Source organism: Ruegeria sp. AB7, from assembly GCF_056542625.1.
Genome location: NZ_JBQGAC010000004.1, coordinates 218,207 through 242,848, shown reverse-complemented (window position 1 = coordinate 242,848; position 24,642 = coordinate 218,207). Strand labels below are relative to the sequence as shown.

Genomic DNA, 24,642 nt, shown 5'->3' with positions numbered 1-24,642 from the left:
GAGGACGCCCCAAATGTGCGCCGAAACACCTGACTACAAAGACACGCTGAACCTGCCGAAAACCGAATTCCCCATGCGTGCAGGCCTGCCCAAGCGCGAGCCAGCATGGCTCGACCGCTGGGAAAAGATCGGCGTCTATGACCGCCTTCGCGAGAAAGAGGGCCGCAAGCCTTTTACCCTGCATGACGGCCCTCCTTACGCGAACGGCCACCTGCATATCGGCCACGCACTGAACAAGACCATCAAGGACATGATCGTTCGGTCCCATCAGATGATGGGCTACGATTCACGCTATGTACCTGGCTGGGACTGCCACGGTCTGCCCATCGAATGGAAGATCGAGGAACAGTATCGCAAGAAGGGCAAGAACAAGGACGAGGTGAACATCGTCGACTTCCGTCAGGAATGCCGCAAGTTCGCCGAAGGCTGGATCGACATCCAACGTGAAGAGTTCAAGCGTCTGGGCATCACCGGCAATTGGCCCGATCCCTACATCACGATGGACTATCACGCCGAGGCCGTGATCGCGGATGAGTTCATGAAGTTCCTGATGAATGGGACGCTTTATCAAGGCTCGAAACCCGTGATGTGGTCGCCCATCGAGAAGACGGCTCTGGCCGAGGCCGAGGTCGAGTATCACGACAAGGAAAGCTTCACCATCTGGGTGAAGTTCAAGGTTGTGAACACCGGCGATGTGACGCTGGACAACGCCTATGTGGCGATCTGGACGACGACCCCATGGACGATGCCCTCGAATAAGGCCGTGGTCTATGGCGAGGATATCTCCTACGGCCTCTACGAAGTCATCGGCCGCCCCGAGGAGTGCTGGGCGCGGATCGGCGAACGCTATCTACTGGCTGATGACCGTGCGGCGGATGTGTTTGCCCGCGCGCGTCTGGACGATACGATGTACCGCCGCCTGTGTGATGTCACGCAGGAGGATCTTGCCAAGATCCAACTGGCACACCCGCTGGCCGGGGCCGAAGGTGGTAATGGCGAATGGGACGACATCCGCGATTTCCGCGCCGCTGAGTTTGTGACCGACACCGAAGGCACCGGCTTTGTCCACTGCGCGCCGTCGCACGGGATGGAGGAATTCGAGCTTTACCGTGATCTGGGGATGTTGGAACAGGTCATCACTTACAACGTGATGGATGATGGCTGCTTCCGTGCCGATCTACCGTTCTTTGGCGGTAAATACATCCTGTCCCGCAAGGGCGGTGAAGGCGATGCGAACAAGGCCGTCATCGACAAGTTGGCCGAGGTTGGCGGGCTGCTGGCGCGTGGCAAAATCAAGCACAGCTATCCGCATTCGTGGCGCTCGAAGGCGCCGATCATCTACCGCAACACGCCGCAGTGGTTTGCCTCGGTCGACCGCAAGCTGGAGGACGGCATGGGCGAGATGGGCGACTCCATCCGTGAACGTGCTCTGCGCTCGATTGATGAACTGGTGAAATGGACGCCGCAGACCGGCCGCAACCGTCTGTATTCCATGATCGAAGCACGCCCGGACTGGGTCCTGTCGCGCCAACGCGCCTGGGGCGTGCCGCTGACCTGCTTCACCAAGAAGGGGGCATTGCCGACCGATGCGGACTACCTGCTGCGCAATGACGAACTCAATGCCCGCATCAAAGCCGCGTTTGAGAAGGATGGCGCAGACGTCTGGTACACGGACGGGTTCAAGGAGAAGATCCTCGACGGTATCGCGAACCCCGACGACTACGATCAGGTTTTTGACGTGCTGGATGTGTGGTTCGACTCTGGCTCGACCCATGCCTTTGTGCTGCGTGATCGTGAGGACGGGACCGCGGACGGCATCGCTGACGTCTATATGGAAGGCACCGACCAGCACCGCGGTTGGTTCCATTCGTCGATGCTGCAGGCTTGCGGCACCAAGGGGCGTGCACCATACCGCAACGTAGTGACCCACGGATTTACGCTGGATTCCAAGGGCAACAAGATGTCCAAATCGCTGGGCAACACCATCGTGCCGGAAGAGGTCGTTAAACAATACGGCGCCGATATCCTGCGCCTGTGGGTGGCTCAGACCGATTATACCGCCGACCAGAGGATCGGACCGGAGATCCTGAAAGGGACAGCCGACAGCTATCGCCGCCTGCGCAATACCATGCGGTTCATGCTGGGCTCGCTGGCGGACTTCACCGAAGCGGATCGGGTTGCGCCTGAAGATATGCCGCGCCTGGAACGCTGGGTGTTAAGCCGACTGGCCGATTTGGATGAGCAAGTGCGCAAAGGTTATGCAGCATTTGACTTCCAGGGTGTATTCAGCGCCGTATTCACATTCGCCACGGTTGATCTGTCATCGTTCTATTTCGATGTCCGTAAAGACGCGCTTTATTGCGACGGTGACAGCCTACGCCGCCGTGCCGCGCGGACTGTGCTGGATATCCTATTCCACCGTCTGACCACATGGCTGGCCCCAGTTCTGGTCTTCACTATGGAAGAGGTCTGGCTGGAACGGTTCCCGGCCGATGATAGTTCGGTCCATTTAATGGATTTCCCTGAAACGCCCGCTGATTGGCGCCATGAAGACCTGGAAGCCAGCATGGCCAAAGTCCGCCGCGTTCGCCGCGCCGTGACCGCTGCGCTGGAAATTCAACGTCAGGACAAGGTGATCGGATCCAGCCTTGAGGCCGCACCGATCGTGCATGTCGAAGATCAGGAAACCCGCGATCTGCTTGCGACTTTCGACGTGGATGACATGTGCATCACTTCTGGTCTGGCCGTCACAGGCGATCCAGCCCCGGCTGAGGCGTTCCGTGTGCCGGAAATCGAGGGCGTAGCTGTAGTGTTCGAAAAAGCCCAAGGCGACAAATGCCAGCGCTGCTGGAAAATCCTTCCTGATGTTGGGCTGCACGCCCATCCGGGCGTATGCGGGCGCTGTAACGAGGCGCTGAGCTGACATTCGAACGGAGCGCGAGAGAGAGATCGCTGATGCGAGGCTCTGCCTCGCGCTCCGAGGTATTTTTGGCCAGATGAAGAGGCGGATCGTCAGGATTCGGGTTGCAGGTGAGGTGAAACATCTGCAACCGTTCTCTTATGCCGATGATCGCCGTAGAAACTCAGTTTGGTTGCCTTGGTGTCGAAGAGACCAGCGGCGCCATCACGCGTCTTGTCTGGAATGGCCGTGACGAAGGTCTAGCCACCCCGGTTCTGCGAGAAGCGGCGGCGCAGTTGCGTGCCTATGACGAAGGGCGTTTGCAGCAGTTCGAACTGCCCTACCGGATCAAGGGATCGGAATTTCAGCGTCAGGTGTGCGATGCAATGTATGCTATCCCATTTGGTGATACGCGCACCTATGGCGAGTTGGCTAACGACCTTGGCTACTCGGCGCAGGCGGTTGGGCGCGGATGCGGGGGAAATCCCATCCCCATCATTATTCCCTGTCACCGGGTTCTGGGTGCAGATGGGAAGATGGTTGGGTTTTCAGGCCACGGCGGTGTTGAGACCAAAGTGGCTCTGCTGCGTCACGAAGGTGCTGCCAGCCTGTTGATCTGATCGGTACTTATCTGTTGCAATCGGAGCGGCACGGCCCCAACCTATATCGAATAGTGAATTTGAAGGACCGAATTGAATGACCGGCCAGACAGACCCCGCCGCACGCAAGAAAGCCATCATCGATCATCTGATGTCTTTGGAAGAACAGGAACTGGCAACCGCACAGGCACATTATGATGCCTTCCTTAAGGACTCGCAGTTGGATGACCGAGAAGGGCATGACAAGGACGACATCGCTGCCTCGCGCGAGAATGCAGATCTGGCGGCCGCCTTTGATGCGCCTGTTCATGCGCATCACGCCAAGATTGACGTGATCGAGAACACCGATTTTGGCCTCACGGATACGGTGCAGCCCGGCGCCGTAATCAAGTTCAACAATCGCCGCTTCGTCGTATGTGTCTCAACGACTCGGTTTGAGGTGGACGGCAAAACCTACATGGGCATTTCGACCCAAAGCCCGATCTATCTGACTATGGTTGGCCTGCAAGAGGGTGACGTGTTCACCCATAACGGGACTGAGTTCGAGGTTCAGGAAGTCTTGTAATCCCGGGCCTTGCGCGGCGGAATGATCTGCTGCGCAATACCGGCCGAGACCAAATACAAGCTGGTGATCACCAGCCCCCAATGGGCCCAGCTTTCGGGGTGAAAGTCGACCCAGGCGGCCCAGCCTGCAAAGAATGTCCACGCAAAAGCCATAGGCAATGACAGGGTGCGCCAACGCTCGGTCCGGACTGGGTGAATGAATTTCAGCGGCAGGAACATTGCGACAGACAGCAAGGTGACCAGCAGCAGGATGACCCAGAAGTTGGGCTCCAGGGCGAAGATCACAATGACGAACATGTTCCAGCAGCCTGGAAAGCCAGAGAAGGAATTATCTTTGGTTTTCATGCGGGTATCCGCAAAGTACATCGCGCTTGCAAAGGTGATGACGATGATTGCGAACCAGCCGGTCCAGCCGTCCATCAGACCTGACTTAAACAAGGCGAAAGCGGGAATGAACACGTAGGTCAGATAGTCGATGATCAGATCCAGCAATACCCCGTCAAACTCGGGTGCATTCTTTTTGACATGATAGTGCCGCGCCAGCGGGCCATCGATGCCATCGACGATGAACGAGACAACGAGCCAGAGATACATCAGGCTCCATTTCTCTTCGACTGCTGCCAACATGGCGAGCATTGCGAAAACGGCACCTGTAGCGGTGAAGAGATGAACGGAAAGCGCTTTGAATCTGAGTGTCATGGTGGTGTCATGACGGAAGCAAGGCGCAGATGCAAAGCAAAAAGGGTCTTTGCTTCAGGCTTTTGGGTGCGTGCGGTTATAGACTTCCATCAACCGGGCCGTATCGACTGCGGTATAGGTCTGCGTGGTTGAAAGCGAGGCGTGACCCAAAAGCTCTTGGATCGCGCGCAGGTCGCCGCCCGCAGACAGCAGATGGGTGGCAAAGCTGTGGCGCATCGCGTGCGGGGTGGCTGTTGCGGGAAGGCCAAGTTGCATCCGTGCCTTGGCGACCACAGCCTGAATGATTCCGGGGTTGAGCGGGCCGCCCCTGACACCTCGGAACAACGCCTTATCAGGGGATTGCGGATGTGGGCAGAGGTGAAGATAGCGATCCACCGAAGCCCGAGCGGCAGGCAAGACCGGTACGATTCTTTCCTTATCGCCCTTACCCGATATGCGCAGCGTTTCTGGCAGAGGAGCGTCCACACCGGTCAAAGACAACGCCTCGGAAATCCGCAACCCGCACCCGTAGAGGAGCGTCACAACTGCAACATCCCGTGCAGCGACCCAGTCCGATGAGGATTGTAGCTCGACCGTGTCGATCATTGCGCGCGCGGCATCTTCGGCCAGAGGTCGGGGCAGTTTCTTGGTAAATTTGGGCGCTCGGGTGGACAGCACCGCAGTAGGTTCGAACCCTTCGCGTTCGGCCAACCAGCGATAGAAGGTTTTGACGGCAGAAAGCTTGCGCGCCAGAGATCGCGCGCCGACATCAGAATTGCGCTGCTCTGCCATCCAGGCCCGCATGTCAGAAACGCTGATGCGTTCCAGCGCGGCCAGCCCTTGGCGCTCGCTGTGATGCAAGGTCATGAAGGACAGGAATTCTGTCACGTCGCCGCGATAGGCGTTGAGCGTATTTTCAGACCGCCCCGCCAGCACCCCCAAACTGTCCAGCCAATGCTGCAGAGCATCGCGGCAGGCTGGGGAAATCAGGCTCACGACAGCCAGTGGCGCATAGAGCGTTCGAACACGCCGGCAAAAAAGGCAAGAAGATCAGTGCCAAGCTGAGGTGAGAAATGCCTCGGGTCGCGCGCGCCCATGACAATCATGCCGGGTAGGCGGCCAGTGCCAAGATCAAGTTTCAGGCAGGCCTCGGATCGTAGCTGATCGGCTTGTTTACCGTAAACTTGCGGATTGGGATGGCGGATTTCGCGCAAGGTAACCTCGCGCGGCTGACCGTTGCGGTCAGCGGTTAGATAGTTATCGATAAAGCCGGGCTCAGCCACAGTCAGCACGCCGCCGAGCTGGTTCACCACCGGATCATCACGTACGACGGTTGTTTCGAGGACCAGAGTGATGTGATCGACACGCAGGATTTCGGCCACGTCATTGCCTAGCGCGCGCAGGAAATCCTCGAACACGGTTGGCTCCAACAGGCGAAGAATGGCGCGATGCACCTGATTTGTGCCCGCCAAGTTCTCATACGCCGCCGCGATGACTGAGCGATGAGTGTCCTCAAGGCGGTCAAGACGCGCCTCAAGCCGCTGCATGGCGATACCGCGCAGGTCGATAACGTTGTCACCACGCGCCTGCTCATTTGCAGCCACCAAGGCCTGCATCAGGTCTTTGTCATCCAGCACGGCGTCAGGCTCAGCCAGAATTGCGGCGCGGAGATTGTCCTTGAGTTTAGGATCGCTGCTCATGTCCCGTCCGGTCGTTTTTTTGTTTGGCGGGCTTATAACATGGGTTGCTGGATTTGCCTTGGGAAAAATGCACGCGAAACGCGAATTTCATCGCTGCTGTGGCGGGCGCTCCCGCCTGCCCGGCGCTGATCAAAGATCAGCTTTTGCCGTTGGGCCGGGCGCGGTGCCTGATGGCACCGCGCGGCAATGCTTGGGATCAGAGGATTTTCTGACCTGTCTTGGCCCAGTCGGCCAGGAAAGTTTCAAGGCCTTTGTCGGTCAGCGGGTGGTCGGCCAGTTTTTTGATCACGCCCGGAGGTGCTGTAATCACGTCAGCCCCGATGCGGGCACTGTCGGTCACGTGGTTTACGGTGCGGATCGAGGCGGCGAGGATTTCGGTCTCGAACCCGTAATTGTCATAAACTTGGCGAATATCTGCGATCAGGTCCATGCCATCGAGGTTGATATCATCCAGACGTCCGATGAACGGCGAGATGAAGGTCGCGCCCGCCTTGGCGGCCAGAATGGCCTGATTGGTCGAGAAGCACAGGGTCACGTTGACCATCTGGCCTTCGTCGGTCAGTGTTTTACAGGTTTTCAAACCGGCCCATGTCAGCGGCACTTTGACTGCGATGTTGGGCGCGATCTTGGCCAGCTTACGGCCTTCGGCGATCATGTCGTCGGCCTCGGTGGCGACAACTTCGGCCGAGACGGGGCCGTCGACCAGATCACAGATCTCTTTGGTGACTTCCAGAATGTCGCGGCCCGATTTCAGGATCAGCGAGGGGTTAGTGGTTACGCCGTCCACCATGCCCAGATCGTTCAGTTCGGCGATGGCGTCGATTTCGGCGGTGTCTACGAAGAATTTCATGAGGGCAGTCCTTTGATGGGTTGGCCTTGGTCGCGGATGGCTTTACCTCAAAGAGACCCATGCTGGAACCCCCTGCGAAGGATATGCCGTGAGCGCTAACGGATTTTTCGACGAAGGAGAGCTGGTTGCGGTGCTGACCACGCAGCCGCTGGACCGGACGTTGGATTACAAAGCGCCCGAGGGCGGGTGCTTTCTTGGGGCGTTTGTCGAGGTGCCCTTGGGCCCGCGCAAAGTTTTGGGTGTGGTTTGGGGACCGGGGCAGGGTGGTTTTGATCTGGCCAAGGCGCGGTCGGTGAACCGGGTGCTTGAGGTCGCGCCGATGCGTGAAGAAATGCGGGTGTTTCTGGGGAAAGTGGCTGACTACACCCTGACGCCGATGCCTGCGATGCTGCGGCTAGCAACGCGCGCGCCGGGGTTGGGCGATCCGCCCTCAATGCGCAAGGTTTATCGTTTGGGCGGTGGTCAACCGGACCGAATGACCGACGCACGAATGCGGGTACTTGAAGTTTTGCGAGACTATGGCGGCTTGGCCTTTACGCTGAAGGAACTGGCCGAGCAAGCGGGGGTCACATCTTCGGTCATCAAGGGGTTGGTCAAACAGAACGCTGTGCGTGAAGAGGACAGCCCGCGTGATCTTCCCTATCCTCATCTTGATCCTGAATTGCCGGGAAAGGACCTGACCGAGGATCAGGCGGAGGCCGTGATGCGGCTTCAGACCGGGCAACGGACGGGAGATTATGGAACGACTCTTCTGAAAGGGGTGACGGGCTCGGGCAAGACCGAGGTTTATCTTGAGGCGGTCGCCGAGGCCCTGCGCGTGGGGCGGCAAGCACTGGTCTTGCTGCCCGAGATCGCGCTGACGGCTGAATTTCTGACCCGTGTCGAGGCGCGATTTGGTGCGCGTCCGGCTGAGTGGCATTCGGGCGCGACCATGACCGAACGTCGCCGGGTTTGGCGGATGGTCGGTCAGGGTGATGCGCAACTGGTCGTTGGGGCCCGGTCAGCACTGTTTCTTCCATTTCGCGATCTTGGTCTCGTAGTTGTCGATGAAGAACACGACACCTCGTACAAACAAGAAGATGGGGTGCATTATAGTGCGCGGGATATGGCCGTTCTGCGTTCGGCCATCTGCGGAGCGCGGGTGATTCTGGCCAGCGCGACGCCTTCACTGGAAAGCTGGGCCAATGCCGAGGCGGGTAAATACGAACGGCTGGACCTGACCTCGCGTTTTGGTGCAGCAGTCCTGCCCGAAATGAAGCCGATCGACATGCGCGCCGAGCAGATGCAGGCCGGGACTTGGATTTCCCCCTCGCTGCGGCAGGCGGTGCAACAGCGTATCGAACGCGAAGAGCAGTCACTGCTGTTCATCAACCGCCGTGGCTATGCGCCCGTGACACTATGCCGGGCGTGCGGGGAGCAGATTGCCTGCGATCATTGCGACGCGCGAATGGTTGAACATCGGTTCCTCAAGCGTCTGATGTGCCATCAATGTGGTGAGACCAAGCCAATGCCAGATGCCTGCCCATCCTGCGGGGTCGAGGGCAAACTGGCACCGGTCGGACCCGGGATTGAACGGCTGGCAGAAGAAGCCGAGGCGGCGTTCCCTGAAGCCAAAATCGCTATGCTCAGCTCTGATCTGTTTGGTTCGGCTCGTGCCCTGAAGGCCAAGATCGAAGAGATTGCCGAAGGCGATGCGGATATCGTTATCGGGACGCAGCTGGTGGCCAAAGGACATAACTTTCCAAAGCTGACACTTGTAGGGGTGATCGATGCGGACCTTAGCCTGCATGGGGCTGACCTGCGCGCGGCGGAACGAACTTTTCAATTGATGCGGCAGGTGGCGGGCCGGGCAGGTCGTGCGGAAAAACCGGGGCAGGCGTTGTTGCAGACATTCCAGCCGGAACATCCGGTGATCCGGGCGATTCTATCGGGCGATGAAGAAGGGTTCTGGAAGGCTGAAGCCGCCGGGCGTCAGGCCGCCGGGGTGCCGCCGTATGGCCGCATGGCCGGGATTGTCCTGTCTGGCCCCGAGGTCGGGCCGGTCTTCGACATCGGCAACGCCATGGCGCGCAACGATGCGCCGTTGCGCGATGTTGGTGCTCAGGTATTTGGCCCTGCTCCAGCCCCGATCGCGCGCATACGTGGGCGTCACCGCGTCCGGCTGTTGGTCAAAGCCCCGAAAGGTGCGCCTATTCAGGACGCCATCGCCCGCTGGATCGCCCCGTTGAAGTTGAAAGGCGATATCCGCCTGACCGTGGATATCGATCCGCAAAGCTTCTACTGACCCCTGCATCAGTGCAGAGCCGCTGTGCGCCGGCCGCTTTCCCCTCGCCAAAAAGTACAAATGGGCGTAGAGCATCCTCATGCTGAAACCCATGCCCTTGTCTGAGGCGCAGAGTCTTCCGCTCTGGCGCCGCCCTATGACGCTCTTGTTCGTGATGGCGTTGACCATGCCGATCGCGTTTAACGCGTGGAGTGCATTGCTGAACAATTTCGTCATCGAGGCGGCGAACTTCGACGGGGCGGATATCGGGCTTTTGCACACGGTACGCGAGATTCCGGGCTTTCTGGCCGTTGGCGTGATTGCGGTGATCATTTTCATCCGCGAACAGGTACTGGCCATGATCTCATTGATGATGTTGGGCGTGGCGACGGCGGTGACGGCCTGGTTTCCCAGCCTTGGCGGGCTGCTGTTTGTGACGCTGTTCAGCTCGATCGGGTTTCACTACTATGAGACGGTGAACCAGTCACTGCAGCTGCAATGGCTGCCTAAAGACCGTGCGCCGCAGGTGCTTGGCTGGCTGGTGGCTATGGGCTCGGCTGCGACGGCTGTGGTCTATGGGTTGATCGTTCTGACATGGGACCGCTTCGACCTGTCCTATAACTTCGTGTTCATGGCGGCGGGCGGCGTGACGGCCTTGCTGGCATTGTTTTGCCTGATCGCTTACCCGCAATTCGACGCGCCGACGCCGCAGACCAAGAAGCTGATCCTACGCCGCCGCTACTGGCTGTATTATGCATTACAGTTCATGGCGGGCGCGCGGCGGCAGATTTTTGTAGTGTTCGCCGGTTTCATGATGGTCGAGAAATTTGGCTTTGAAGTACACGAACTGACCAGCCTGTACCTGATCAATCTGATGATCAACATGATGGCGGCTCCGCTGCTGGGCAAGGCAGTCGCGCGGTTTGGCGAACGCCGCACGCTGATCTTTGAATATGCCGGGCTCGCCATCGTTTTCGCAGCCTATGGCGGCATCTACTGGTTTAGCTGGGGCGTGCTGCTGGCGGCGATTCTCTATGTGATCGACCATGTGCTGTTTGCTCTGGCGTTGGCTTTGAAAACTTATTTCCAGAAGATCGCCGACCCGGCGGATATTGCACCCACTGCGGCGGTGGCATTTACCATCAACCATATCGCCGCTGTTTTCTTGCCAGCACTTTTAGGTCTGCTATGGGTCGTTTCGCCCGGCGCTGTGTTTGGTTTGGCCGCTGCAATGGCGATCATCTCGCTTCTGCTGTCATTACTGATCCCGCGTCATCCGGAACCGGGCAACGAAACCATCCTGTCGAAATACGCCCCCGCGCCCGCCGAATAAGCGACTCCGCTTGACCTTGGCGGTCGGTGCCCCTAGGCGCTGTTTCGATCGAAACAGGAGGCCCCCATGCCAACATTCACTGCTCTGACCACTTTGACCGGCAAGAAAGCCGCCGAAGGATTGGGCGAGGCGATGGAACGGCTGGACCCGGAACCAACCGGCGTCGGCGTGTTCGAGGTCGAGGATGGCTCGGGCCTGTGGGAGGTCGGCGGCTATTTTACCGAAACCCCGGATGAAACCGCGCTGGCGGTTCTGGCCGCCGCGTTCGAGGCCAAGCCCTTTGTGGTCTCGGAGTTGCCCGAAACGGATTGGGTCGCCCATGTCCGCCGCGAACTAGCCCCAGTCGAGGCCGGTCGGTTTTTTGTCTATGGAAGCCATGATGCCGACAAACTGCCCGAAGGCCGCATTCCGCTGCTGATCGAAGCTGCGATGGCCTTTGGCACAGGGCACCATGGGACGACGCTTGGTTGCCTCAAGGCTTTGGACCATCTTCTGGATCATGGGTTCACGGCCACCAAAGTTGCCGATATCGGCTGCGGTACTGCCGTGCTGGCGATGGCCGCAGCTCGGGTCTGGGATGGCGATATCATCGCCAGCGACATTGATGAGGTTGCCGTCGACGTGGCCGAGGCCAACCTACGGGCGAACGGTATGGCGGGTGCGGTTAAATGTGTTGAAGCTGCAGGTTTCGATCACCCGGATCTGAAGGCGCATGCGCCTTACGATCTGATATTCGCCAATATCCTAAAAGGTCCGCTCGTGGCCCTTTCGCCTGAAATTTCGGCGAACCTGCGGGGGGGTGGACAAGCGATTCTATCGGGAATCCTCAATGAACAGTCCGATGACGTGATCTCGGTTTATCTCCAAAACGGCTTCAATCTGGTTCGCCAGGATCGGATTGGTGAGTGGACGACGCTAATCTTAAGCAAACAGGGCTGAATTTAGGCCATTTACGGGAGTTTTGTGGATTTTTGCCACGTTTTTGTCGCATTCTCTAATTACCGTCTTTCAATGCACTCGGGGGGCGGTTTTCGGAGGCTGCCATGACAGGAAAACAACTCGAATTCGATCAACGCATCTCGCGTTTGAACAAAAAGCACCAGAAACTCAGCCGCGGCTATCGTGCCACGTTGCGCTCAGACGGGCTGGTGGTGATGAAACCCCAGCGTATGCGTTCAGCGGTTCCAGCGAGGGTTTTGTTGCTGTGTTTGGTTGGCTTCTTTGCCTTCAAGGCCTTTTTACTGTCCCATCTTGGCCCGACTGCGTACGAAACGCGTGTTGAAAGCCTGAATCAGGGCACGCCGGTTGAGAAAGCTGGCGCCTGGATCATGCAGGCCGATCCGGTGACCGCGTTTTTCTCGAGCCAACTGAACAAGGTTTGGTTCTAACCGGATATCTTGCACCCTCCTAATAAAAACACCGCATGCCTCACGGCGTGCGGTGTTTCTGTTTGCCCCACAGGGAGGAGGAAGGGGCGTATGCGGTAGTCCGTTATCTCAGTAACGGCGGCCTTCGGCGACAACGTCGATGTCGCCGCGGCATAGTCCGATATCGTCCAGTTCGCGGTCAGAAAGACCGTTCAGCGCGTTACGGGTTGCGCGGGCGTCATTCCATTCAACAACGGCGTTTACAACCGATGCAAAAAGTGCGCCGATACGGCCGACGAGGCCGAATGAGCCAGTGGTGGTGCGGGTGGTATCCAGTGCAGCCATATCCTGTTTCCTTCTGGTTTGTGTTAAACTCTGATCTTGCGATCTGAGCGGCATCTAGTGATGAGTTTCGCCGTGCGCAAGCGCAGAAATTGCATGTGTCCTATGCATTTTTTGCAACGCTCGAAATTGATGAAAACCCCTTAAATCATTGGTTAAAGTTCGATCGGAAAAGCGTCGAAAACGAACCTAACCCGGTCGCAAACAGGCCGCGAGGAACCGGAGGCGACATGAATGTCGGTTTTGGACCCTGAGTTGATTTCCTTGGAAAATGTTCACGCTTCGTGCTAGTCGATGAAAAAAGATCACACAAACCCGAGCAGGCCGAGACAAAACATGCGAATTCTGGGCATTGATCCAGGGCTTAGAACCTTGGGATGGGGCGTCATCGAATCGCATGGCAGCCGCCTGAGCCACATTGCGAATGGATTGTGCAAATCCGATGGTGATGATCTGGGGGAAAGGCTGCTGTCGCTACACAATCAAATCGTCGAAGTCATCGCCGAGCACAATCCAGATCAGGCGGCAATTGAACAGACCTTCGTCAACAAAGATGGGGCCGGTACACTGAAACTGGGTCAGGCGCGTGGTGTTGCGCTTCTGACGCTTGCGCAGGCGGGTTTGCCGGTTGGCGAGTACGCCCCCAACCGCGTCAAGAAAACGGTGGTGGGCGTCGGCCACGCCGAAAAAGAGCAGGTTCTGCATATGGTCAAACTTCAACTGCCCGGTTGTTCCCCCAAAGGGGCGGATGCTGCGGATGCATTGGCGATTGCGATCTGCCATTCCTACTATGGCGCCGCACCGCAGGCACGGATGAAAGAGGTGCGCGCATGATCGGCAAGCTCACTGGACGGCTGGATTACCGCGCGGCGGATCACGTTCTGATCGACGTGCGGGGGGTCGGCTATATCGTCTATTGCTCGGACCGGACCATGGCGGCCCTGCCGGGGGTGGGTGAGGCAATGTCAATCTACACCGATATGGTCGTGCGCGAAGACCTGATGCAGCTTTATGGTTTTCTGTCCTTGGTCGAGAAGGAATGGCACCGTCTGCTGTGCTCGGTTCAGGGTGTGGGTGCGAAGGTATCGCTGGCCATTCTTAGTGCGCTGGGGCCCGATGGTGTCAGCCGCGCGATTGCCTTGGGCGACTGGGGGGCCGTGAAGGCCGCAAAGGGTGTCGGCCCCAAGACCGCGCAACGGATCGTTCTTGACCTCAAGGACAAGGCCCCGGGTGTGATGGCGATGGGCGGCACGGTGACCGAAGCGATGGATGGCCCGGCACTTGAAGTGGTTGAGACGACCGAGCCTGCGCCTGTTCCGAAACGGGTGGCCAAACCGGCCTCGGGCGCTGCCGCTGCTTCTGCGGATGCGCTGTCGGCGTTGGGCAATCTGGGCTATGGACCGTCCGAGGCGGCATCGGCCGTGGCCGAGGCAGCGGCTAATATGCCAGATGCGGGCGAGGCCGATCTGATACGCGCCGCGCTGAAGCTACTGGCCCCCAAAGGCTGAGTGAAAGGGTAACTGAATGGTAGACGCTGATCCCGCCCTGCGACCCGAACCGATGCCCGAGGACAATGACCGCGCCCTGCGCCCGCAGGGGCTGGATGAATTCATTGGTCAGGCCGAGGCGCGGGCCAACCTACGCATCTTCATCCAGTCGGCCCGCCAACGCGGTGAGGCGATGGATCACACGCTGTTCCATGGTCCACCTGGATTGGGTAAGACCACGCTTGCGCAGATCATGGCGCGCGAGTTGGGAGTGAATTTCCGCATGACCTCGGGGCCGGTTCTGGCCAAGGCGGGGGATTTGGCGGCGATTCTGACCAATCTGGAATCGCGGGATGTCTTGTTCATCGACGAGATTCACCGTCTGAACCCGGCGGTCGAAGAGGTGCTGTACCCCGCGATGGAGGATTTCGAGCTGGATCTTGTCATTGGTGAAGGTCCGGCGGCGCGGACTGTACGGATCGAGCTGCAGCCATTTACGCTGGTCGGGGCGACAACGCGGATGGGGTTGCTGACCACGCCGTTGCGCGATCGGTTTGGCATCCCGACCCGGCTGCAGTTCTATTCGGTCGACGAGTTGCACGAGATCGTCACCCGCAATGCCCGCAAACTGGGCGCACCTGCGGATGACGAAGGCGCGCGTGAGATCGCGCGCAGGTCTCGTGGAACACCACGGATCGCCGGTCGTCTGCTGAGACGCGTAGTGGATTTTGCCATTGTTGAAGGCGATGGGCGGATTACGCGCGACTTGGCGGATGGGTCACTGACCCGGCTGGGGGTCGATAACCTTGGTCTGGACGGGGCCGACCGCCGGTATTTGAAGCTGATTGCCGAGAACTATGCGGGCGGGCCAGTGGGGATTGAAACACTCTCGGCGGCGTTGTCCGAAAGCCGGGATTCGCTGGAAGAGGTGATCGAGCCTTATCTCCTGCAGCAAGGCCTGATCCAGCGCACTCCGCGCGGACGGATGCTGGCGCAAAAGGCATGGACTCATCTGGGGATGGCTGCACCCAAAGGACAGAGCGATCTGTTTGGTTGAAGTGGGGCGCATTAGATTTTAAGCCTCAGGCAGTCGTATCTAAATCGAGAAGAAGGACTGGGGCGTGACACCCGATGAGATTGAGGCGCTGTTCACACGCGATAGCGGTGAGTTTCTGTTTGCGCGCTGGGGCAGACCCATCGTGCCCATCGTGTTTGGTGTCGAGGATGAAACGCTGTCGACCGTAAAAAGTGCGTTCGAGGCGGTTGTCACTCTGGCAAATCACAAGATGGCCGAGACGGATCCCGAACTGGGTGCCAATTGCATGGTGTTCTTCTTCCGTGAGTGGCAGGAATTGTTGGACGTGCCCGATCTGGATCGCCTGATCCCGGATCTGGCCCCACTGGTTGACCGGCTGGTGGCTGCCGATGCCAATCAGTATCGCATTTTCCGGTTCGAAGAAGACGGCGCCATCCGCGCGGCATTTGTGTTTTTGCGCATGGACAAAGAGCTGTCGAAAGTGCCGGCAGAAACGCTCGCGTTAAGCCAGGTTGTACAAACGATCCTGCTTTGGTCCGACACAGCTTTTCGCAGCGCCTCACCTCTGGCGATTGCTGGTGACGCGACGATCTTGCGGCCTGATATTGCGGCCTTGATCCGCGCCGCCTACGATCCTGTTCTGCCCGGTGCCGCGCAGGATCCCTCTCATGCGCTGCGCTTGTTCGCCAGATTGGAGCCGTCGCAATGAAGCATCACTACCCGGTCCGTGTTTACTACGAAGACACCGACATGGGAGGCGTGGTCTATCACGCAAATTATCTGAGATTCATCGAACGCGCCCGGTCGGACTGGGTGCGTAAACTGGGTAATGATCAGAACGCGATGCGGGACGCAGGCATTGTCTGGGTCGTGCGGCGGATCGAGGCGGATTATCTCGCCGCCGCTAGGTTTGAAGACGAGCTGATGGTCGAGACCGAGATGGTTTCGCTATCGGGCGCTCGGTTGACAATGTCGCAATTGGTCAAGCGTGGCGAGACCGAGATTTTCCGCGCCGTAGTAACGGCCGTCTGTATGAATGCGCAGGGCAAGCCCGTGCGCCTTCCGGCAGAGATTCGCGCATTGATGTAACATTTTCAGCCTCCGGGGTGGTTATGTTGGCTTTTCATCTCCATCTGCGTTAGCGTTTGGCAAAACAAGGCCAAATGGCCATCAGGCAAAACAAAGAGCAGGTTCATGGAAGCTGAAACGCTGGCGCTGGCGCAGGAGATCGATTTCTCCATGTGGGGGCTGTATGCCCGCGCGACCTTTATCGTCAAACTGGTGATGTTGATGCTGATCGGTGCATCCATCTGGTCCTGGGGCATTATCATTCAGAAACTGATCAACTACCGAGCCGCGCGGCGCGAGGCGCAGGTATTCGATGAAAGCTTCTGGTCTGGCAATCCGCTAGATGAGCTGTTCGAGCAGATCGGAACCCAACCCGATGGCAGTTCCGAGAAGATTTTCGCGGCGGGGATGATCGAGTGGCGACGCTCGCACCGCACCGATGGCGGCTTGATCGCAGGGGCGACGGCGCGGATCGATCGCTCGATGGACGTGGCGATCGCGAAAGAGGCTGAGGGGCTGCAAAAAGGGTTGCCCATTCTGGCTACGGTTGGCTCAACGGCCCCGTTCATCGGCCTTTTCGGCACGGTGTGGGGCATCATGAATGCCTTTATCGAGATTGCCGAGCAGCAGAACACAAACCTCGCCGTTGTGGCCCCGGGTATTGCCGAGGCGTTGCTGGCCACCGGTCTTGGCTTGCTGGCCGCGATCCCGGCGGTGATATTCTATAATAAACTCAGCGCAGACAGTGACCGCATCGTCGGCGGCTACGAGGCCTTTGCCGATGAATTCGCCACTATCCTGTCGCGTCAGTTGGATAGCTGACGATGGGTGCGGCAGTTCAGCAAAGCTCGGGCGGGAACGGACGCAGGCGCGGACGGCGGCGCGGGCGCGCCCAACCGATGGCCGAGATCAACGTGACGCCCTTTGTTGATGTCATGCTGGTGTTGCTGATCATCTTTATGGTGGCGGCCCCATTGTTGACCGTCGGCGTACCTGTCGATCTGCCCAAGACTGCCGCAAGTGCCTTACCCGGTGACAATGAAGAGCCGCTGACTGTGACCCTGACCGCAGATGGGCGCGTGCAGATCCAGACCACGGATGTGCTGCGCGAAGAACTGATCGGTAAGCTGCGCGCGATCGCAGCTGAGCGCAGCAGCGACCGCGTGTTCTTGCGTGCCGACGGCGCGATTCCATATGCGCAAGTGATGCAGGTCATGGGTGCTTTGAACGCGGGCGGGTTTTCCAACGTTGGCCTTGTGACTGATACCGGCGGGCCAACGCTGGACGAAGGGTGAGAGTGAGGCTGCGCGGTGGATACCGGCACCAAGATTTCGGCAATTGCGCATGTCAGCCTGATTGGCTGGGCGCTGATCGGCGGGACCTTCCGGTCCGAGCCGCTGCCGATGGCTGTACAGGATGTCTCGGTGATCTCGGCTGAGCAGTTTGCGGCCATGACCGCGCAACGCGAGGCACCCGAGGTGCCGACTGACCCGGCTGAACTGCAACAGCCTGCAGAACCTGATGAGATCGAAATACTGGACCCGACGCCGGAAGATACGCCCGAACCTGAGCCGGTTGCCCAGCCCGAGCCGGAACCTGAGCCCGAGCCGGAACCGGAAACGGTGGAAGTGCCGCCCGAGCCCGAACTGATCGAACAACCTCCGACGCTTGAAGAACCCGAGCCTGAGCTGGCGGCGCTTCCTGCGCCTCCGGGCCCGGAGGCCGAACCAAGCCCTGCGGATAAGATCGCGCCCGAGCAGATTGCTCCTCCTCCGCCCGAGGCCAAGCCGGATGACATTGAAACCCCTCCGGTTTCGCTGGATGAAGGGGCGGAAATCCAACAAGAACAGCAAGATCAAACGGCACCGGAAGAGGCCGCGCCCGAGATTGTGACCGAGGCGGAAGAAGTCGAAGATCCGGCCCCGCGAACTTCTCCTCGTCCGCGCGTGCGCCCGAACCGGCCGGCACCCCAGCCAGAGCCTGAGGTTGCAGAAACGCCCGAGCCCGCGCCGACTGAACCTGCGCAAAACGAGCAAGCGATCAATGACGCCTTGGCCGAAGCATTGGGCAATGGCACCGAACCTTCGGGCCCACCACTGACAAGCGGTGAAAAAGACGCGATGCGGGTTGCGGTGTCGCGGTGTTGGAATGTCGGGTCCCTGTCGACGGATGCGCTGGAAACCGTGGTTGTTGTCGGGTTTTCGTTAACCAGAGATGGCAAAGTGGTTGGCGGCAGTTTGCAGCTACTCGACAGTTCAGGCGGCTCGGCCGCATCAGCAAAACAAGCCTACGAAGCCGCGCGGCGCGCAATTTTGCGCTGTGGGTCTAAAGGATATGACCTACCTGCTGACAAATACGATCAATGGCAGGATATTGAGATTACATTCAATCCCGAGAGGATGCGGATCAAATGATGAAACTTCTGACCAGCCTCTTAATTGGCCTGACCCTTCTTTCGACCTCGGCCTACGCCCAAAGTGGCCCACTGCGTCTGGAAATCGATGAAGGGATCATCGAGCCGATGCCATTTGCGGTGCCGAGCTTTGTGCCGGACGGACCTTCGGCCGCACAATATGCGCAAGACATCTCGCGCGTGGTGGTATCGGACCTGACGGGAACGGGTTTGTTCCGCGAAATCTCGTCGGATGCATTCATCAGCCGGGTCAGCAGTTTTGATGCCCCGGTGCAGTTTGCCGATTGGAAAGCGATCAACGCGCAGGCACTGGTGACAGGGGCGGTCAATGTTTCGGGCAAACGGCTGACGGTGCGGTTCCGGGTTTGGGACGTGTTCTCGGGTCAGGAACTGGGCAATGGGTTGCAGTTTGCGGGCACCACCGACGGCTGGCGTCGCATGGCGCATAAGGTTGCCGATCAGGTCTATACCCGGATCACCGGCGAGGGTGCTTACTTTGACAGCCGAGTCGCGTTCGTGTCGGAAAGCGGCCCTAAGGATCAGCGGCGCAAGCGGTTGGCGATCATGGATTATGACGGCGCGAATGTGCAGTACCTGACTGACAGTGCCGCCATCGTGTTGGCTCCGCGCTTTTCGCCAACCGGCGACCGGCTGCTGTACACCAGCTATGAAACCGGTCAGCCGCGTATCTATCTACTGGATGTAGGCCGTGTGAAACGGCAGGAATTGCCGACGCAGGAAGGCACCATGAGCTTTTCGCCACGTTTCTCACCCGATGGCCGTTCGATCGTTTATTCTCTGACCCAGGGCGGAAACACCGATCTGTGGAAGATGGACCTGGCCTCGGGCCAGAGCGTGCGGCTGACCAACACGCCGGCAATTGAAACTGCCCCCAGCTATGCGCCGGATGGCAGCCGGATTGTGTTCGAAAGCGACCGATCCGGCACCCCGCAGCTTTACATCATGCCCGCCAACGGAGGCGAGGCAACGCGGATCAGTTTTGGGCAAGGCCGCTATGGCACGCCGGTCTGGTCTCCGCGTGGTGACTTGATTGCCTTTACCAAGCAGAACAAAGGTCGCTTCCACATCGGTGTTATGCGCACGGATGGCAGCGAAGAGCGCCTTTTGACCGCCTCGTTCCTGGACGAAGGTCCCACATGGTCGCCAAACGGGCGGGTCATCATGTTCACCCGCGAAACGCAGGGGGCAAGCGGTCGATCGACGCTTTACTCTGTGGATATTTCGGGCCGTAACTTGCGTCCTGTTAGAACGCCGGATGGCGGTAGCGATCCGTCTTGGGGGCCACTGCAGAATTGATTGGAACAGACCGCAGGTAAAGTTCACAACAAACCCGCAATGTGATAGAAGCGCGGCAATAAACAACGAAACACGAGGCACTTGAGATGAAGCTGTTGAGCAAAGTCGCGGCAATTGGGGCGCTGACCCTGATTGCGGCCTGTTCCAATAATGATCCGTCGGCTCTGGGTGGCGGCGCTGGTGGCAGCGGCGCACTGGTTCCGGGCTCACCCAGTGATCCGCGTTCGCCAGCCTATTTCCAGCAAACAGTTGGTGACCGGGTTCTGTTCGCGGTCGATCAGTCCACGCTCAGCCCGCAGGCGCAGACGATTCTGCAAGGGCAGGCCGATTGGCTGCTCGCCAATCCGGATTTTGTCGCCAATATCGAAGGCCATGCGGACGAGCAGGGCACGCGCGAATACAACCTTGCGCTTGGAGCTCGCCGGGCCAATGCGGCGCGGGAGTATCTGATCTCGCGCGGGGTGGCAGGCAACCGGTTGACCACCGTCAGCTATGGCAAGGAACGCCCGATCGAAATTTGCAGCACCGAGGATTGCTATTCGAAAAACCGCCGCGCGGTGACGGTGCTGACCGGTTCAACCTTGGGGTAAGATGATGCGAATTGCAGGATTGGTTCTGGCGGCGGTTGTGGCCGTCGCTGGTGTGGCACAGGCTCAGGATCAGCAGACGCTGGCGGATATCCGTCAGGAATTAACCGTGCTGCATGTGGAAATTCAGCGTCTCAAGCGCGAGTTTTCAACCACTGGGTCCCCCGCGCCAAACCTGTCCGGCAGTTCCGTGCTTGAGCGCGTTGATGCGATCGAGGCAGAATTGCAGCGCCTGACACGCCAGACCGAGCAGTTGAACCAAAGGGTGCAGAATGTCGTGACCGATGGCACCAATCGTATAGGTGATTTGGAGTTTCGTCTGGTTGAACTTGAAGGTGGTGATCTGAGCGCGTTGGGTGAAACCTCAACGCTGGGTGGTGAGACATCCACCGATGTGGCTGTGGCACCCACCCCCAACCCTACGCAACCCACGGTCACTGATCAGGGTGAGCTTGCAGTCGGTGAGCAAGCGGATTTTGATGCCGCTTCGCAGGCCCTGGTGGATGGAGATTTCCAGACCGCGGCCGATCTGTTTGCGCAATTCGACCAGTCCTATCCGGGCAGCCCGCTGGCGAGCCAAGCCAACCTGCGGCGCGGGCAGGCGCTGAAAGGGGTGGGCGATACACGCGAAGCGGCGCGCGCCTTTCTGGCCAGCTTCACGGGCGACTCCGAAGGGCCTCTGGCACCCGAGGCGTTGTTTGAGTTGGGCGCAGCGCTTGGACAGCTGGGCCAAACCGATCAGGCTTGCATCACTCTCGGCGAAGTTGGCGTACGGTTTCCGGCATCGGCACCAGCTGCTTCGGCCACACAAGAAATGGCAACACTGGGCTGTTCTTGACCTCTGACGCCGATACGCTTCGGGCAAATCTGCGGGCGGGTCTGCCGGATCCACCACCGCGCCGGCTGGGGGTGGCGGTATCAGGGGGCAGCGATTCGACCGCCCTGTTGCATTTGCTGGTTGATATTGCGCGACAAGAGAATATCGAGTTGTTTGCAGCGACCGTTGACCACGGTCTGCGACCTGAATCAGCGTCAGAGGCCTTGGCTGTCGCAACCCTGGCGCAGCGCTTAGGCATTCCTCATGAAACGCTGAAATGGCAGGGGTGGGATGGATCCGGAAATCTGCAGGATCAGGCGCGGCGTGCGAGATACCGGTTGCTGGTCGCGTGGGCCGAATCGAAGGGCCTAGAGGCAGTTGCGCTGGGCCACACGGAGGATGATCAGGCTGAAACGGTACTGATGCGGCTGGCCCGTGCTTCGGGCGTTTCGGGGCTTTCGGCCATGGCTGTATCGCGAAAAGAAGGTCTGGTCACATTGCTGCGCCCATTGCTGTCCACGACACGCTCCGATCTTCGGGAATATCTGACTGTGCAAGGTATTTCGTGGATTGATGATCCGTCGAATCAGGACCCTCGTTTTGACCGGATCAAAGCCCGCCAGGCACTTTCCGGATTAAATCAAATCGGGATCACGGCAGAGTCATTATCACGGGTCGCTGAAAATATGGCGCAAGCGCGTGAAGCATTGGCGCAATACGCGCAAGAATCCGCTTTACGGTGCATGACGGTGACGGATGGCGATCTTTGCATTGATCGCGAAGGTTTCGAAACTCTGCCCGAAGAAATCCGTCGTCGGCTTGTGACCGCGTCTGTTTCATGGATCGCAGGGGGAGAGTATCCGCCACGACACAAAGCGGTGGATCAAGTGTTGGATGCGATTTCGTCTGCTCAGACGGCCACCCTGGGGGGATGCATTTTAATCCCGGAAGGCAAAAAAACTTGGATTTGCAGAGAGCTAAACGCCGTCAGCAATCAGCACGCGCGCCCCTCAGAACCTTGGGACAGGCGTTGGATTATATCCGGGCCAAAAACTGAAGATGCGGAAATCCGGGCGCTTGGTGAGGATGGTATATTGCAGCTGGAAAACTGGCGCTCTGTGGGCAAACCTCGTGCTGTCGTGCTGTCGACGCCCTCAGTCTGGGTTGAAGGCATGCTATTGGCGGCACCTCTGGCCGGTTTTGCAAATGAATGGCGGGCCGAACTGCTTCCTGAAAGGTCTGACTTCGACGCAGTGATTTTATCTCATTGAACCTGCCACAATCCTCTCTATTTTAAGGAACAACCCCGGCAGGTCCCCACCTGCCGAAACCTTTCGGGAGATTTTCCTTGGGCAACGCTCGCAACATCGCCTTCTGGGTCGTTCTGTTTCTGCTGATCCTGGCACTGTTCAACCTGTTCAGTGGACCCAGCGGGTCGCTTCAGAACAATGAACGCACCTATTCCGAATTCGTCAGCGCCGTGGACGCCGGAGACGTCACCAGCGTGACGCTAGATGGCGAACAGATCCGCTATCGCACGAATGAGAATCAGGACTTTGTCACCATCAAACCCACCGATGCCGAGGTGACGAAGCTGCTGATCGACAAGAACATCCCCGTACGTGCTGAAAAACAGCAGCAATCGGGTTTCCAGTCGTTCCTGATCACGCTGCTGCCCTTCCTGCTGTTGATTGGCGTCTGGGTCTATTTTATGAACCGGATGCAGGGTGGCGGCAAAGGTGGTGCGATGGGTTTTGGCAAGTCCAAGGCCAAGATGCTGACAGAAAAGCATGGCCGGGTGACGTTCGACGACGTTGCGGGCATCGACGAGGCCAAGGAAGAGCTGGAAGAGATCGTGGAATTCCTGCGCAACCCGCAGAAATTTTCGCGTTTGGGCGGTAAGATTCCCAAAGGCGCGCTGCTGGTGGGCCCTCCGGGCACTGGTAAGACGCTGCTTGCCCGTGCGATTGCGGGCGAGGCGGGTGTGCCGTTCTTTACGATCTCGGGTTCCGATTTCGTTGAAATGTTCGTTGGTGTTGGTGCATCGCGTGTGCGTGACATGTTCGAGCAAGCCAAGAAGAACGCGCCTTGTATCGTCTTCATCGACGAAATTGACGCCGTGGGGCGCCATCGTGGTGCTGGCTATGGCGGCGGAAACGACGAACGCGAACAGACCCTCAACCAGCTGCTGGTTGAGATGGACGGTTTCGAGGCCAATGAAGGCGTGATCATTCTGGCTGCCACCAACCGGAAGGACGTTCTGGACCCCGCGCTGCTGCGTCCGGGCCGGTTTGACCGTAACGTGACCGTCGGCAACCCCGACATCAAAGGCCGTGAAAAAATTCTGGGCGTGCACGCGCGCAAGACGCCTCTGGGTCCCGATGTCGATCTGCGCATCATCGCGCGCGGCACGCCGGGCTTTTCGGGTGCTGATCTGGCGAACCTCGTGAACGAGGCCGCATTGATGGCCGCCCGCGTCGGTCGTCGCTTTGTCACCATGGAGGACTTTGAGAACGCCAAAGACAAGGTAATGATGGGGGCCGAGCGCCGTTCGATGGTGCTGACGCAGGACCAGAAGGAGAAGACCGCCTATCACGAGGCCGGCCATGCCGTTGTGGGTCTGGAACTGCCGCTGTGCGATCCGGTCTATAAGGCGACCATCATTCCGCGCGGTGGTGCGCTGGGTATGGTTGTGTCACTGCCCGAAATGGATCGTCTGAACTATCACCGCGATGAGTGTGAGCAGAAGCTCGCCATGACTATGGCAGGCAAGGCCGCCGAGGTGATTAAATACGGCGAAGATCACGTGTCGAACGGCCCTGCGGGCGATATCATGCAGGCCAGCCAACTGGCGCGCGCCATGGTGATGCGCTGGGGCATGTCGGACAAGGTCGGCAACATCGACTATGCCGAGGCGCATGAAGGCTATCAGGGCAACACCGCTGGGTTCTCGGTATCGGCCCATACCAAAGAGCTGATCGAAGAAGAGGTAAAGCGCCTGATCCAGCAAGGCTATGAGCGCGCGCACAAGATCCTGACCGATAAGAACGAGGAATGGGAGCGTCTGGCGCAAGGTTTGCTGGAATACGAAACCCTGACCGGCGATGAGATCAAGCGCGTCATGAATGGCGAACCGCCCACCGAAAGCGATGATGAGGGCGACAGCCCCGATGAGGGCAACGCCCCCAGCGTGACTGCCATCCCGAAGACCAAGTCCAAGAAATCGCCGCCAGATGGCGGGATGGAACCAGAACCCACCGCATAATTGCAAAACCCGGAGCCAGCCTCCGGGTTTTCTCTTTTCATCAGGGCGTTGCTGGGC

General features: G+C 58.8%; 25 protein-coding genes. 20 read left to right on the top strand and 5 right to left on the bottom strand.

Annotated elements, in window-relative coordinates:
* Positions 1–13: 13 nt before the first annotated feature.
* The 3 genes from ileS (at position 14) to ACR0EN_RS13005 (ending at position 4,063) form a co-directional block, all read left to right on the top strand.
* Positions 14–2,923 carry an isoleucine--tRNA ligase gene (gene ileS, locus ACR0EN_RS13015; RefSeq protein ID WP_480587090.1) on the top strand — a complete coding sequence of 970 codons (2,910 nt, stop codon included), beginning with the start codon at positions 14–16 and terminating at the stop codon, positions 2,921–2,923.
* Between the two features lie 137 nt (positions 2,924–3,060).
* Complete coding sequence (locus tag ACR0EN_RS13010) at positions 3,061–3,519, top strand: methylated-DNA--[protein]-cysteine S-methyltransferase (RefSeq protein ID WP_170397424.1); 459 nt, start codon at positions 3,061–3,063, stop codon at positions 3,517–3,519.
* A 76-nt stretch (positions 3,520–3,595) separates the two neighbouring features.
* A complete protein-coding gene (locus ACR0EN_RS13005) occupies positions 3,596–4,063 on the top strand; it encodes a hypothetical protein (protein WP_170647496.1) in 468 nt (155 codons plus the stop codon).
* Here ACR0EN_RS13005 and ACR0EN_RS13000 read toward each other — a convergent pair.
* The 4 genes from ACR0EN_RS13000 to fsa form a co-directional block, all read right to left on the bottom strand.
* Positions 4,048–4,761, bottom strand: a complete 714-nt coding sequence (locus ACR0EN_RS13000) for a CDP-alcohol phosphatidyltransferase family protein (RefSeq protein WP_170397421.1) — start codon at positions 4,759–4,761, stop codon at positions 4,048–4,050. The two genes, ACR0EN_RS13005 and ACR0EN_RS13000, sit on opposite strands and share 16 nt — an antisense overlap.
* Before the next feature lie 54 nt (positions 4,762–4,815).
* Entirely contained in the window at positions 4,816–5,736 is a 921-nt protein-coding gene (locus ACR0EN_RS12995) for a tyrosine recombinase XerC (RefSeq protein ID WP_170424332.1), read from the bottom strand.
* Positions 5,733–6,440, bottom strand: a complete 708-nt coding sequence (locus tag ACR0EN_RS12990) for a DUF484 family protein (RefSeq protein ID WP_480587086.1) — start codon at positions 6,438–6,440, stop codon at positions 5,733–5,735. The genes ACR0EN_RS12995 and ACR0EN_RS12990 overlap by 4 nt, the downstream gene beginning before the upstream one ends.
* 196 nt (positions 6,441–6,636) lie before the next feature.
* A complete protein-coding gene (fsa, locus tag ACR0EN_RS12985) occupies positions 6,637–7,290 on the bottom strand; it encodes a fructose-6-phosphate aldolase (RefSeq protein WP_170397415.1) in 654 nt (217 codons plus the stop codon).
* A gap of 88 nt (positions 7,291–7,378) precedes the next feature.
* Between fsa and ACR0EN_RS12980 the strand changes: the two genes are divergently transcribed.
* From ACR0EN_RS12980 to ACR0EN_RS12965, 4 genes are all read left to right on the top strand, one after another.
* The gene (locus ACR0EN_RS12980; protein WP_170818084.1) at positions 7,379–9,574 is read left to right on the top strand and encodes a primosomal protein N'; all 2,196 of its coding nucleotides are present in this window, start codon (positions 7,379–7,381) and stop codon (positions 9,572–9,574) included.
* Positions 9,575–9,653: 79 nt separating this feature from the next.
* The gene (locus tag ACR0EN_RS12975) at positions 9,654–10,886 is read left to right on the top strand and encodes an MFS transporter (RefSeq protein WP_170511419.1); all 1,233 of its coding nucleotides are present in this window, start codon (positions 9,654–9,656) and stop codon (positions 10,884–10,886) included.
* A gap of 66 nt (positions 10,887–10,952) precedes the next feature.
* Positions 10,953–11,825 (top strand): 50S ribosomal protein L11 methyltransferase, encoded by an 873-nt coding sequence (locus ACR0EN_RS12970; RefSeq protein ID WP_170397408.1) that lies wholly within the window; start codon positions 10,953–10,955, stop codon positions 11,823–11,825.
* 104 nt (positions 11,826–11,929) lie between these two features.
* Complete coding sequence (locus tag ACR0EN_RS12965) at positions 11,930–12,274, top strand: hypothetical protein (RefSeq protein WP_170397406.1); 345 nt, start codon at positions 11,930–11,932, stop codon at positions 12,272–12,274.
* A 108-nt stretch (positions 12,275–12,382) separates the two neighbouring features.
* Here the strand turns inward: ACR0EN_RS12965 and ACR0EN_RS12960 are convergent, their stop codons facing one another.
* On the bottom strand, positions 12,383–12,598 hold the full coding sequence (locus ACR0EN_RS12960; protein ID WP_170397404.1) for a DUF1127 domain-containing protein: 216 nt from the start codon (positions 12,596–12,598) through the stop codon (positions 12,383–12,385).
* Between the two features lie 333 nt (positions 12,599–12,931).
* Here ACR0EN_RS12960 and ruvC point away from each other — a divergent pair, with 333 nt between their 5' ends.
* The 13 genes from ruvC to ftsH all read left to right on the top strand — a co-directional run bounded on the left by ruvC (position 12,932) and on the right by ftsH (position 24,585).
* Positions 12,932–13,429, top strand: a complete 498-nt coding sequence (ruvC, locus tag ACR0EN_RS12955) for a crossover junction endodeoxyribonuclease RuvC (protein ID WP_170818083.1) — start codon at positions 12,932–12,934, stop codon at positions 13,427–13,429.
* Positions 13,426–14,103: a Holliday junction branch migration protein RuvA gene (ruvA, locus tag ACR0EN_RS12950; protein ID WP_170424326.1), complete on the top strand. Its 678-nt coding sequence runs from the start codon at positions 13,426–13,428 to the stop codon at positions 14,101–14,103. Before ruvC ends, ruvA begins: the two co-directional genes overlap by 4 nt.
* Before the next feature lie 16 nt (positions 14,104–14,119).
* Positions 14,120–15,139 (top strand): Holliday junction branch migration DNA helicase RuvB, encoded by a 1,020-nt coding sequence (gene ruvB, locus ACR0EN_RS12945; protein ID WP_480587083.1) that lies wholly within the window; start codon positions 14,120–14,122, stop codon positions 15,137–15,139.
* A 64-nt stretch (positions 15,140–15,203) separates the two neighbouring features.
* The gene (locus tag ACR0EN_RS12940) at positions 15,204–15,827 is read left to right on the top strand and encodes a hypothetical protein (protein ID WP_480587080.1); all 624 of its coding nucleotides are present in this window, start codon (positions 15,204–15,206) and stop codon (positions 15,825–15,827) included.
* On the top strand, positions 15,824–16,207 hold the full coding sequence (gene ybgC / locus ACR0EN_RS12935; protein WP_170636436.1) for a tol-pal system-associated acyl-CoA thioesterase: 384 nt from the start codon (positions 15,824–15,826) through the stop codon (positions 16,205–16,207). The genes ACR0EN_RS12940 and ybgC overlap by 4 nt, the downstream gene beginning before the upstream one ends.
* 105 nt (positions 16,208–16,312) lie before the next feature.
* Positions 16,313–17,008, top strand: coding sequence for a protein TolQ (gene tolQ, locus ACR0EN_RS12930; RefSeq protein WP_170397391.1), 696 nt, complete (start codon positions 16,313–16,315; stop codon positions 17,006–17,008).
* Between the two features lie 2 nt (positions 17,009–17,010).
* Positions 17,011–17,481: a protein TolR gene (gene tolR / locus ACR0EN_RS12925; protein ID WP_170424320.1), complete on the top strand. Its 471-nt coding sequence runs from the start codon at positions 17,011–17,013 to the stop codon at positions 17,479–17,481.
* Positions 17,482–17,496: 15 nt separating this feature from the next.
* On the top strand, positions 17,497–18,600 hold the full coding sequence (locus ACR0EN_RS12920) for an energy transducer TonB (RefSeq protein WP_480587077.1): 1,104 nt from the start codon (positions 17,497–17,499) through the stop codon (positions 18,598–18,600).
* Positions 18,597–19,916, top strand: a complete 1,320-nt coding sequence (tolB, locus tag ACR0EN_RS12915) for a Tol-Pal system beta propeller repeat protein TolB (RefSeq protein WP_480587074.1) — start codon at positions 18,597–18,599, stop codon at positions 19,914–19,916. The genes ACR0EN_RS12920 and tolB overlap by 4 nt, the downstream gene beginning before the upstream one ends.
* Positions 19,917–20,002: 86 nt before the next feature.
* Complete coding sequence (gene pal / locus ACR0EN_RS12910; RefSeq protein ID WP_170397385.1) at positions 20,003–20,506, top strand: peptidoglycan-associated lipoprotein Pal; 504 nt, start codon at positions 20,003–20,005, stop codon at positions 20,504–20,506.
* 4 nt (positions 20,507–20,510) lie between these two features.
* On the top strand, positions 20,511–21,341 hold the full coding sequence (ybgF, locus tag ACR0EN_RS12905) for a tol-pal system protein YbgF (protein WP_170424526.1): 831 nt from the start codon (positions 20,511–20,513) through the stop codon (positions 21,339–21,341).
* Positions 21,338–22,591 carry a tRNA lysidine(34) synthetase TilS gene (tilS, locus tag ACR0EN_RS12900; RefSeq protein WP_480587071.1) on the top strand — a complete coding sequence of 418 codons (1,254 nt, stop codon included), beginning with the start codon at positions 21,338–21,340 and terminating at the stop codon, positions 22,589–22,591. Before ybgF ends, tilS begins: the two co-directional genes overlap by 4 nt.
* Positions 22,592–22,668: 77 nt before the next feature.
* Positions 22,669–24,585, top strand: coding sequence for an ATP-dependent zinc metalloprotease FtsH (ftsH, locus tag ACR0EN_RS12895; RefSeq protein ID WP_170424311.1), 1,917 nt, complete (start codon positions 22,669–22,671; stop codon positions 24,583–24,585).
* Positions 24,586–24,642: the final 57 nt, after the last annotated feature.

Excerpts from the sequence above, each read along its gene's own strand:
- ileS (WP_480587090.1), top strand. The coding sequence starts at position 14 with ATGTGCGCCGAAACACCTGACTACAAAGACACGCTGAACCTGCCGAAA.
- ACR0EN_RS13010 (WP_170397424.1), top strand. The coding sequence starts at position 3,061 with ATGCCGATGATCGCCGTAGAAACTCAGTTTGGTTGCCTTGGTGTCGAA.
- ACR0EN_RS13005 (WP_170647496.1), top strand. The coding sequence starts at position 3,596 with ATGACCGGCCAGACAGACCCCGCCGCACGCAAGAAAGCCATCATCGAT.
- ACR0EN_RS13000 (WP_170397421.1), bottom strand. The coding sequence starts at position 4,761 with ATGACACTCAGATTCAAAGCGCTTTCCGTTCATCTCTTCACCGCTACA.
- ACR0EN_RS12990 (WP_480587086.1), bottom strand. The coding sequence starts at position 6,440 with ATGAGCAGCGATCCTAAACTCAAGGACAATCTCCGCGCCGCAATTCTG.
- fsa (WP_170397415.1), bottom strand. The coding sequence starts at position 7,290 with ATGAAATTCTTCGTAGACACCGCCGAAATCGACGCCATCGCCGAACTG.
- ACR0EN_RS12975 (WP_170511419.1), top strand. The coding sequence starts at position 9,654 with ATGCTGAAACCCATGCCCTTGTCTGAGGCGCAGAGTCTTCCGCTCTGG.
- ACR0EN_RS12970 (WP_170397408.1), top strand. The coding sequence starts at position 10,953 with ATGCCAACATTCACTGCTCTGACCACTTTGACCGGCAAGAAAGCCGCC.
- ACR0EN_RS12965 (WP_170397406.1), top strand. The coding sequence starts at position 11,930 with ATGACAGGAAAACAACTCGAATTCGATCAACGCATCTCGCGTTTGAAC.
- ACR0EN_RS12960 (WP_170397404.1), bottom strand. The coding sequence starts at position 12,598 with ATGGCTGCACTGGATACCACCCGCACCACCACTGGCTCATTCGGCCTC.
- ruvC (WP_170818083.1), top strand. The coding sequence starts at position 12,932 with ATGCGAATTCTGGGCATTGATCCAGGGCTTAGAACCTTGGGATGGGGC.
- ruvA (WP_170424326.1), top strand. The coding sequence starts at position 13,426 with ATGATCGGCAAGCTCACTGGACGGCTGGATTACCGCGCGGCGGATCAC.
- ruvB (WP_480587083.1), top strand. The coding sequence starts at position 14,120 with ATGGTAGACGCTGATCCCGCCCTGCGACCCGAACCGATGCCCGAGGAC.
- ybgC (WP_170636436.1), top strand. The coding sequence starts at position 15,824 with ATGAAGCATCACTACCCGGTCCGTGTTTACTACGAAGACACCGACATG.
- tolQ (WP_170397391.1), top strand. The coding sequence starts at position 16,313 with ATGGAAGCTGAAACGCTGGCGCTGGCGCAGGAGATCGATTTCTCCATG.
- tolR (WP_170424320.1), top strand. The coding sequence starts at position 17,011 with ATGGGTGCGGCAGTTCAGCAAAGCTCGGGCGGGAACGGACGCAGGCGC.
- tolB (WP_480587074.1), top strand. The coding sequence starts at position 18,597 with ATGATGAAACTTCTGACCAGCCTCTTAATTGGCCTGACCCTTCTTTCG.
- pal (WP_170397385.1), top strand. The coding sequence starts at position 20,003 with ATGAAGCTGTTGAGCAAAGTCGCGGCAATTGGGGCGCTGACCCTGATT.
- ybgF (WP_170424526.1), top strand. The coding sequence starts at position 20,511 with ATGCGAATTGCAGGATTGGTTCTGGCGGCGGTTGTGGCCGTCGCTGGT.